The organism is Saccharothrix hoggarensis (genome assembly GCF_042678885.1).
In the GTDB taxonomy this organism is placed as follows: Bacteria; Actinomycetota; Actinomycetes; order Mycobacteriales; family Pseudonocardiaceae; genus Actinosynnema; species Actinosynnema hoggarensis.
Genome location: NZ_JBHTLK010000257.1, coordinates 1 through 9,310, shown reverse-complemented (window position 1 = coordinate 9,310; position 9,310 = coordinate 1). Strand labels below are relative to the sequence as shown.

8 protein-coding genes and 1 pseudogene are annotated in these 9,310 nt (G+C 74.5%); 4 read left to right on the top strand and 5 right to left on the bottom strand.

The genetic code is table 11. The features are described from left to right. Positions 1-247 (top strand): annotated as a pseudogene (locus ACFQ3T_RS31180) (hypothetical protein); the annotation flags it as partial. 357 nt (positions 248-604) lie between these two features. Here the strand turns inward: ACFQ3T_RS31180 and ACFQ3T_RS31175 are convergent. The 3 genes from ACFQ3T_RS31175 to ACFQ3T_RS31165 form a co-directional block, all read right to left on the bottom strand. Continuing rightward, positions 605-1,639, bottom strand: coding sequence for a hemolysin family protein (locus ACFQ3T_RS31175; RefSeq protein ID WP_380728786.1), 1,035 nt, complete (start codon positions 1,637-1,639; stop codon positions 605-607). After that, positions 1,636-2,964, bottom strand: coding sequence for a hemolysin family protein (locus tag ACFQ3T_RS31170; RefSeq protein WP_380728784.1), 1,329 nt, complete (start codon positions 2,962-2,964; stop codon positions 1,636-1,638). Before ACFQ3T_RS31170 ends, ACFQ3T_RS31175 begins: the two co-directional genes overlap by 4 nt. 150 nt (positions 2,965-3,114) lie before the next feature. Further along, positions 3,115-4,155 carry a LacI family DNA-binding transcriptional regulator gene (locus ACFQ3T_RS31165; protein ID WP_380728781.1) on the bottom strand — a complete coding sequence of 347 codons (1,041 nt, stop codon included), beginning with the start codon at positions 4,153-4,155 and terminating at the stop codon, positions 3,115-3,117. A gap of 145 nt (positions 4,156-4,300) precedes the next feature. Between ACFQ3T_RS31165 and ACFQ3T_RS31160 the strand changes: the two genes are divergently transcribed. From ACFQ3T_RS31160 to ACFQ3T_RS31150, 3 genes are read left to right on the top strand one after another with little or no spacing between them, the layout of a single operon-like run. Beyond that, complete coding sequence (locus tag ACFQ3T_RS31160) at positions 4,301-5,440, top strand: Gfo/Idh/MocA family protein (protein ID WP_380728779.1); 1,140 nt, start codon at positions 4,301-4,303, stop codon at positions 5,438-5,440. Next, entirely contained in the window at positions 5,437-6,555 is a 1,119-nt protein-coding gene (locus ACFQ3T_RS31155) for a dihydrodipicolinate synthase family protein (protein ID WP_380728777.1), read from the top strand. Before ACFQ3T_RS31160 ends, ACFQ3T_RS31155 begins: the two co-directional genes overlap by 4 nt. Beyond that, positions 6,552-7,385 carry a sugar phosphate isomerase/epimerase family protein gene (locus ACFQ3T_RS31150; RefSeq protein ID WP_380728775.1) on the top strand — a complete coding sequence of 278 codons (834 nt, stop codon included), beginning with the start codon at positions 6,552-6,554 and terminating at the stop codon, positions 7,383-7,385. The genes ACFQ3T_RS31155 and ACFQ3T_RS31150 overlap by 4 nt, the downstream gene beginning before the upstream one ends. Here ACFQ3T_RS31150 and ACFQ3T_RS31145 read toward each other — a convergent pair. Further along, positions 7,382-8,677, bottom strand: a complete 1,296-nt coding sequence (locus ACFQ3T_RS31145; RefSeq protein ID WP_380728773.1) for a Dyp-type peroxidase — start codon at positions 8,675-8,677, stop codon at positions 7,382-7,384. The two genes, ACFQ3T_RS31150 and ACFQ3T_RS31145, sit on opposite strands and share 4 nt — an antisense overlap. A gap of 65 nt (positions 8,678-8,742) precedes the next feature. After that, complete coding sequence (locus ACFQ3T_RS31140; protein WP_380728771.1) at positions 8,743-9,081, bottom strand: DoxX family protein; 339 nt, start codon at positions 9,079-9,081, stop codon at positions 8,743-8,745. Positions 9,082-9,310: the final 229 nt, after the last annotated feature.

Genomic DNA, 9,310 nt, shown 5'->3' with positions numbered 1-9,310 from the left:
GATCTCCGGCTCCCGGCCGTACCGCGCGGTGATGCCGCGGGTGGCCGCGGGCAGCGAGGCGGTGGACCGGTGGCGGCGGGCCGCGATGGCCGCCAACGCCGACTTCGAGGCGTGGATCGTGGCGGCCCTGGACCGGGCCGCCGACCGGGACCTCGAGCTGGTGAGCGTGCCGCCGCTGGCGCCCTCCGCCGAGCCGGAGCGGGAGCGGGGGCTGGTCAGCCTGCCGGCGGTGCGGCCGGCGTCATGATCTGCTGACTGCCCGTCGCCCACGTCGTGGTCATGGTGACGGCGTCGACGCGCCGGCCGCCGCCGGTGCGGACGAGGCCGAAGCGGTGGTGGCCGCCCGGGGTCCAGGTGGGGTCGCCGTGCGGGTTCGCCGGCACGTGCACCGCCTGGAACCGGGCGGTCGCCCACGGCCCGGTCGCCGTCGACGTCCACCAGGTGGTTCGACACGAGGTGCTGGGTGGTGTCGACGATCTCGACGCGGTCGTTCGTGGTGATCACGACATCGACCCTGGGCGACGACGACGGGGCGGACCTCGGGATCGGGCCCGGGCGGGAGCCGGCGTCCCCGGCGCGTCGGGAACGCCGGCTCCCGCCCCGGCTACAGCTCGCGCCGCACGTGCGTGCCGTCGCGGACGGTGCCCACGTACTCCTCGACCAGGTCCTCCAACGCCACCAGGCCGTGCACCGCGCCGTCGGCCGACACGGCCTGCGCCAGGTGGCTCTGGGCGCGCCGCAGCGCCGCCACGGCGTCGTCGAGGCTCGCGTCCACCGGCACCCGCGGCAGGCCGCGCACCCGGCTCGGCGGCACCCGCGTGGACGGGTCGGCGTCCGCCAGGTCCAGCACGTCCTTGACGTGCAGGTACCCGATCAGCCGCTGCTCGTCGCGCACCGGGAAGCGGGAGAAGCCGGTGGCCGACACGGCGGCCTCCACCTCGCCCATGGTGGGCCGCGCCGACACCGCCGTGACCCGCGCCAGCGGCACCAGGACGTCCGCGACGGTCCGCTCGGCGGACGACAGGGTCTGCGCCAGCCGCCGGTGCTCCGAGTCCTCCAGCAGGCCCTCCTGGCGGGACTGCCCGATCAGCAGGGCCAGCTCGTCGCGCGTGTAGGCCGACTCCAGCTCGTCCCTCGGCGTCACGCCCACGAGCTTCAGCACCGCCGTCGACACCACGGTGAACCCGCGCAGCAGCGGCGCGACCAGGCGGCAGAACCAGAAGTGCGCGGGCACCAGGAGCAGCGCGGTGCGCTCCGGACCGGCGATGGCCAGGTTCTTCGGCACCATCTCGCCCAGCACCGTGTGCAGCGCCACGACGATGATCAGCGCCAGCGCGAACGCCACGCCGTGCCGCACGGCGTCCGGGATGCCGACGCCGTGGAACGGCGCCTCCAGCATCGCCGCCACCGCGGGCTCGCCCAGCGCGCCGAGCCCGAGCGAGCACAGCGTGATGCCGAGCTGCGCGCCCGCGATGAGCAGCGGCAGCTCCCGGCCCGCCTTGATGACCGTGCGGGCCCGGCTGCTGCCCTGCTCGGCCAGCGCCTCCAGCCGGTCGCGGCGGGCGGTGATGATCGCGAACTCCGCGCCGACGAAGAACGCGTTGCCCGCCAGCAGCAGCAGGATCACGACGACGCTCACCGCGACACCCCCGAACCGGCCTCGGTGCGGGCCACCCGCAGCTCGGCCACCCGGTGCCGGTCCATCTGCACCACGGTGATCCGCCAGTCGTCCACCCGGATCTCGTCACCGGTGTCCGGGATGCGGCCCAGCCTGGCCAGCACCAGCCCGGCCACGGTCTCGTAGTCGCCCTCGGGCATCCGGAAACCGGTGGCCTCGGCGATCTCGTCGTCGCGCAGCAGCCCGGACACCAGCCACGCGTCACGGCCCAGCTGCCGCACCGGCGCCGTCTCCCGCCGGTCGTGCTCGTCGCGCACGTCGCCGACGATCTCCTCGACCACGTCCTCCAACGTCACCAGGCCCGCCGTGCCGCCGTACTCGTCCACGACCAGCGCGGTCTGCAACCCGGAGGCGCGCAGCCGGTCCAGCAGCGCGTCGCCCTCCAGCGTGGCGGGCACCGTCTGCACCGGCCTGGTCAGCGCCGACACCGGCGTCGTCGCCCGCTGCGGGCGGGGCACCCCGAACGCCTGCTTGACGTGCACGATGCCGCGCACCTGGTCCAGGTCGCCCTGGTAGACGGGGAACCGGGAGAAGCCCGTCTCGCGGGCCTTCGCCACCAGGTCCAGCACGGTGGCGTCGGAGCGCAGCGACTCCACCCGCACGCGCGGCGTCATCAGCTCCTCCGCGGTCCGGTCGCCGAACCGCAGCGACCGGTCCAGCAGGCTCGCGGTGCCGGGGTCGAGGGTGCCGTGCTCGGCGCTGGAGCGGATCAGCGCGCCCAGCTCCTGCGGCGAGCGGGCCGACGCCAGCTCCTCCGCGGGCTCCACGCCGAGCCTGCGGACCAGCCAGTTCGCGGTGCCGTTCAGGGCGGTGATGAGCCACCGGAACACGGCGGAGAACCCCGCCTGCACGCCCGCGACGGCCCGCGCCGTCTCCAGCGGCTTGGCGATGGCCAGGTTCTTCGGCACCAGCTCGCCGAACACCATGGACAGCGACGTGGCCAGCGCCAGCGCGATCGTCAGCGCGATCGGGCCGGCCGCCGACGCGGGCACGCCCACGCCGGTCAGCGCGGGGGAGATGAGCTGGGCGATGGCGGGCTCGGCGATGTACCCGGTGATCAGGGTGGTGATGGTGATCGCGAGCTGGGAGCCGGACAGCTGGAACGACAGGGACCGGTGGGCCTTCTCCACCGTCCGCGCCTTCGCGTCACCCACCTGGGCGACGTGCGACTCGACGGTGCTGCGTTCCAGCGCGGTGAGGGAGAACTCGGCGGCGACCGCGATGAAGGTGCCGACGGTGAGGAGCACCACGGCGGCGAGGCCGAGCACGCTGAGCAGGATGGTCATCGGGCCCGCCTGGGGCGGGCTTCGTGGGGCTGGCAGCCGGGTATCGGACCCGGCTCGGTACTGCTGCCCGGGGACTGCGCGTCGCGCACGGAAGGGATCACTCCTCGTGAGGGGTGGTCGGTCAAGTCCAGTTTAGAGAGTAACCGCCGGTCAACGCAGTCCGATACCGCTGGGTGACGAAGTGCTCGCCCGCAGGACGACCTCGCCGGCGACACGGACGGTGCGCGGGCCGCCCGCCACGTCGTCCAGCACGAGGCGGGCCGCGCGCTCGCCCATCTCCTCCAGCGGCAGCCGGACCGTGCTCAGCGCCGGCACCAGGTCGCGCAGCGTGGGGATGTCGTCGAACCCGGCCACCGACACGTCCTCCGGCACGCGCAGGCCGTGCTCGCGCAGGGCCGCCATCGCGCCCATCGCCATCACGTCGTTCACGGCGAACACGCAGGTCGCGCCGGTGCGCGCGGCCACCAGGTCGGTGACCGCCGTGTGCCCGCCGTCCCGGGTGAAGCCGCTGCGGATCACGTGCGCGTCGGGCAGGTCGACGCCCGCGTCGGCCAGCCCGGCCTTGAACCCGGCCAGCCGGTCGCGCGCCACGAGCAGGTCCGGGGGACCGGCGAGCACGGCGAACCTGCGGTGGCCCAGGTCGGCGAGCCGCCGGGCCAGGGCCCGCGCCCCGGACCGGTTCGCGGGCACGACGGTGTCCGCGCCGAGCTTCGCCTGGGAGACGCACGCCACCCGGCCGCCCTGCGCGGTGAACGCGGTGATCTCCTCGGCCAGCCGCTCCGACGCGTGCCGGTCGGTGGTGCGGCTGCCCGCGATCACCACGGCGCGGGCCCGGTGCGCGCGCAGCGTGTTGACCAGCTCCACCTCGCGGCGCGGGTCGCGGCCGGTGGTGCCGAGCACCACGACCAGGCCCGCGTCCTCGGCGATCCTCGTCACACCGGCGGCGATGCTGGAGAAGTACGGGTCGGCGATGTCGTGCACCACGAGGCCCACCAGCACGCTGGAGTTGCGCGCCAACGCCTGCGCCGACGCGTTGGGCAGGTAGCCGAGCCGGCGCGCGGTGCCGAGGACGCGTTCGCGCAGCTCCTCGCTGACCTGCCGGGTGCTGCCGTTGAGCACGCGTGACGCGGTGGCGAGCGACACGCCCGCGTGCTTCGCCACTTCCGCCAGCGTGACCTGCCGCGACGTCAACGCCGCCTCCTTCTCGTCCTGGTCGGGCGAGACTAGCCCGCCGGGAGGTTGACGTCCGAGAGGAGCCGACCGTAGCGTGTTGGAAAGCGCTTTCCACAAGCTTCGAGCGGCCGCGGTCGGCCGCGGACCTGAGCGGGGTGTACGTATGGCGGTGCGCACGATCGGCGTCGCGTTGAACGGTGTCACCGGGCGGATGGGGTATCGCCAGCACCTCGTCCGCTCGATCCTGGCGATCCGCGAGCGGGGCGGCGTCCGGGTCGGCGACGACGTGCTGGTCCCCGAGCCGCTGCTGGTCGGCCGCAACGCCGCCAAGCTCAAGGAGATCGCCGAGCGCCACGACCTGCCGCGCTGGACCACCGACCTGGACGCCGCGCTGGGCGACCCGGACGTCGACGTCTACTTCGACGCGCAGGTCACCTCCGCCCACGTGGCCGCGCTGACGGCGGCGATCGACGCGGGCAAGCACGTCTACAGCGAGAAGCCCGTCGCGGCCACCCCGGACGAGGTGGACGGCCTGGCCCGGCACGCCGACGCGGCCGGGGTGCGGCACGGCGTGGTCGCCGACAAGCTGTACCTGCCGGGCATCCGCAAGCTGCGCCGGCTCCTCGACGGCGGCTTCTTCGGCCGCGTGCTCAGCGTGCGCGGCGAGTTCGGCTACTGGGTCTTCGAGGGCGACTGGCAGAGCGCGCAGCGGCCGTCGTGGAACTACCGCGCCGAGGACGGCGGCGGCATCGTCGTCGACATGTTCTGCCACTGGAGCTACCTCCTCGAAGGGCTCCTCGGCCCGGTGGAGGCGGTGACCGCCCGCGCCGTCACGCACATCCCGCGCCGGTGGGACGAGAACGGCGAGCCCTACGACGCCACCGCCGACGACGCCGCCTACGCGATCTTCGAGATGGCGGGCGGCGTCGTGGCGCAGGTCAACTCGTCGTGGACCACGCGCGTGCGCCGCGACGAGCTCGTGGAGTTCCAAGTGGACGGCACGCTCGGCAGCGCCGTCGCCGGGCTGCGGAACTGCGTGGTGCAGCCGCGCGCCGTCACGCCCAAGCCCGTGTGGGACCCGGACGTGCCGTCATCCATCGACTTCCGCTCGCAGTGGCAGGAAGTGCCGGACAACGAGGTGTTCGACAACGGGTTCCTGGTGCAGTGGGAGGAATTCCTCAAGCACGTCGCCGTCGGCGCGCCGTTCGCCCACGACTTCCACTCCGGGGTGCGCGGCGTCCGGCTCGCCGCGCTCGGCCTGGAGTCCTCCCGCACCGGCCGCCGGATCGAGGTGCCCGCATGACGTCCGTGCTGCTGCCCGGCCGCGACGGCGCGTTCCGCCGGCACCGGCTGTCCGCGCCCCGCGCGTGGGAGACCGGCCCGTTCCGGTCGCGGATCGCGTTCGCCGCCGCCCACGTGGTCGCCGACCCGTTCGCCGGCAACGTGCCCGGCGCGCCCGCCGTCCTCGACTGGGACGCCACCCTCGCGTACCGGGTCCGCCTGTGGGAGCACGGTTTCGGCGTCGCCGAGGCCATGGACACCGCCCAGCGCGGCATGGGCCTGGACTGGGACACGGCCGCCGAGCTGATCCGCCGCAGCGCGTCCATCGCCACCGGACGGCTCGCCGCCGGCGTCGGCACCGACCACGACACCGCCGACCCGCTGACCGCCTACCGGGAACAGCTCGCGACCGTCGTCGAGGCGGGAGCGCAGCCCATCCTGATGTGCAGCCGCAAGCTCGCCGCCGCCGCCCGCGGACCCGAGGACTACCAGAAGGTCTACGGCGCGCTGCTCGACGACGTCGACCAGCCGGTGATCCTGCACTGGCTCGGCACGGCGTTCGACCCGGCGCTGGAGGGCTACTGGGGCTCCACCGACGTCTCCATCGCCACCGGCCACTTCCTCGACCTCATCCGCGCCTACCCCGACCGCGTGGACGGCGTGAAGGTGTCGCTGCTCGACGCCGCGCACGAGGTGGAGCTGCGGCGCGCCCTGCCGCCCGGCGTCCGCTGCTACACCGGCGACGACTTCCACTACCCCGAGCTGATCGCGGGCGACGACGTCGGCCACAGCGACGCCCTGCTCGGCATCTTCGACCCCATCGCGCCGGCCGCCTCGACCGCGCTGCGCGCGCTGGACGACGGCGACCTCGACCGCTACCACGAAGTCCTGTCGCCGACCGTGGCGCTGTCCCGGCACCTGTTCGGCACACCCACGTACTACTACAAGACCGGCGTGGTGTTCGTGGCCTGGCTGAGCGGCTTCCAGGACGCGTTCGGCATGGTCGGCGGCCTCCAGTCGGCGCGGGACGTGGTGCACCTCGGCGAGGCGCTGCGGCTCGCGGACCTCGCCGGGCTGCTGCCCGACCCCGACCTGGCGGCGGCGCGCTGGGGCCGGCTGCTGGAGGTGCTGACGTGAAGCTGTCCCTGAACCAGGCCACGGTGAAGCGGGCGTCCGTGCCCGAAGTGGTCGACGTCTGCGTCCGCAACGGCATCGAGGGCGTCGGCCTGTGGCGCGACCCCGTCGCCGACCACGGGCTGGAGCGCACGGCCGCGCTGGTCAGGTCGGCCGGGCTGGAGGTGTCGTCGCTGTGCCGCGGCGGGTTCTTCACCGGCGCCGACCAGCGGCTCGACGACAACCGGCGGGCCATCGACGAGACCGCCGCGCTCGGCGCGTCCTGCCTCGTCCTCGTGCCCGGCGGCGTGCCGGACCGCGACCTCGTGGCGGCACGGGGCCGCGTCGCCTCCGCGTTGGAGGCCCTCGCCCCCTACGCCGAGGGCGCCGGGGTGCAACTCGCCATCGAGCCCATGCACCCCATGTTCTGCGCCGACCGCGGCGTCGTGTCCACGCTGGGGCAGGCGCTGGACCTCGCCGCGCCGTACCCGATCGACGTCGTCGGCGTCGTCGTCGACGCGCTGCACGTCTGGTGGGACCCGGCCCTCGCGGTCGAGGTGCGCCGCGCCGGCCCGCGCATCCACTCCTACCAAGTGTGCGACTGGATCACACCCCTGCCCGCCGACGTCCTGCTGGGCCGAGGCCTGCCCGGTGACGGGCACGTCGACCTGGTCGGCCTCACGTCGCTCGTCGCCGACGCCGGCTACACCGGGTACGTCGAGGTCGAGGTGTTCAACGAGGACGTGTGGGCGCGGCCGTTCGACGACGTCGCCGCGGACCTCGTGCGGCGGCACGCCACGGGGTGGGAGCCGGTCGTGGACGGCGGCCACGACCGACTCCCCGTCACCCCTTAGCGGGGCAGTTCCCGGCCCGCCGCGAGCAGGCGCAGCGTGCTCACCGACGGCACCAGCGCGTACAGCGCGCCCGTGGTCCGCACGAACGGGCCGCCGACCACGGCGTCCACCCCGGTCGGCGCGCCGCGCTCGCCCGCGGCGAAGTCCGGGTTCCGCGCCCACGTCCGCTGCACGAACTCGAACTGCTCGTCCAGCGACGTGCAGTGGGCCACGAACACCAGGCCGCGCTCGCCGGCGGCGGTCGGGCCGAACGGGATGCCGCGCCGCACCAGCCGGTGTTGGCGCGGCGTCCGGTGCGTGAACGACCGCGGGTTCGTCTTGCGGGTGTGCGCCGGGCACGGCGTGATCGTGCCCGCCGGGTCGTCCGAGTAGTCGAAGTCGTTGCGGTCGCGCGCCGCGGCCAGCGGCCGGCCGTCCCGGTGGCGGCCGACGACCCGCGGACCGAGCCCGCGCGCCTCGACGGCCGCGTGCCAGCCGTCGACGTCCTGGGTGAGGCGGCGGACCACCTGGATCGACCCGTCGGCCAGCCACGCGGCGGCACGCGGGCGAGCCGACTCGGTCGGGTGACCGAAGACGAACTCGCCCGCGTTCACCAGCAGCTCGCCCGGCCGGCCGACGCGGTGGCCGGGCCGGTCCGCGTCCTCGTGGTGGAAACCGCGGACGCCGGGCTGCGAGATGCCGTCCTTGTAGCCGAAGTGCTCGTGCCCGCGCCGGTCCCCGGGCAGCGTGTCGGCCCGCTGCTCGTGCACGGCCGTGACGCCCAGCAGCGTGTCCAGCACGTCCATGTTCCGGGCCGCGCACTCCAGCCGCGCCGCCGAGTCGGACGCCACCGTCACCACGGCGTGCACGGGCCGGCACGCGCGCCCGAACAGCCAGTGGTCGGGCGCCGAGTCGCCGGTGTCGCCGTTGGCGTCGGCGGCCTCCTCGGCGGTGTGGGGGAAGTGCGGGCGCAGGTCGTCGGCCGTGGCGTCCGGGTTGACGCTCAGGTCGACGATCCCCTCGGGGGTTAGGGACACGTTCGCCCAGGTGGCGCACAGGCCCGCCGGGTCGCCGCCGAACAGCGTGCGGCCGAGGGAGAAGACCTCGTTGAAGTCCTCGACGTCGGCCGTGGTGCTGACGTGGCCGAGCATCGCGGCGAGCCACGTGCGCCCCTGCTTCGCGTCGGTGAAGCGGACGAACCGGAACAGCTGGTGGTCCTTGTTGAACGCGGCCAGGACGTTGCCCTGGATCTCGGTGGACCCGCGCAGCGGTGGTCGCCGGGCTCCCCGCTCGACGTCCGGGAGATCGGTCATGGCTCACCCCCTGTCCTTCAGGAGGCCCGCGCCGCGCCGTGGATACGCCCGGTGGCGCGTCGGCGTCAGACCAGCGCCAGCGAGGCCACCACCGGCGCCACGTACACGAGCGGGAAGGGGATGTGCGCGTACGACCGGGCCCGCACCACGGTGACCACGGCGCCCGCGAAGTACAGCACCAGCCCGATCCCCGCCGCCACCCCGATGACCGGCACGAACAACCCCACCACCAACCCCGCCGCGCCCGCGGCCTTCGCCACACCGAGCCACACCCACCACGCGCGCGGCACGCCGTAGTCGGCCAACGGCTCCACGACCCACTTGGCGCGGAGGAAGACGGAAGCGGCCGAGAACCCGGCCAGGGCGGCGGCGACGAGGGTGACGATCACGTACGAGGTGGACATCGGAAAGGGCTCCCATCGGGTGACGGACCCCGGAGCCGCCCCAAGCCGCCCCGGCTGTCCAGAACACGTTCACCGCCATGACCCCGGCCGGCGCACGAACGTGACAACCGACGGAAAACTTTCCCCGCTCGTCCTTCACCCTTGCCGCCCCGCCGCCCGCAGTCCCGCCTGGCCGCCCGCCGCCTCGCCGCCCGCCGCCCGCAGTCCCGCCTGGCCGCCCGCCGCCTCG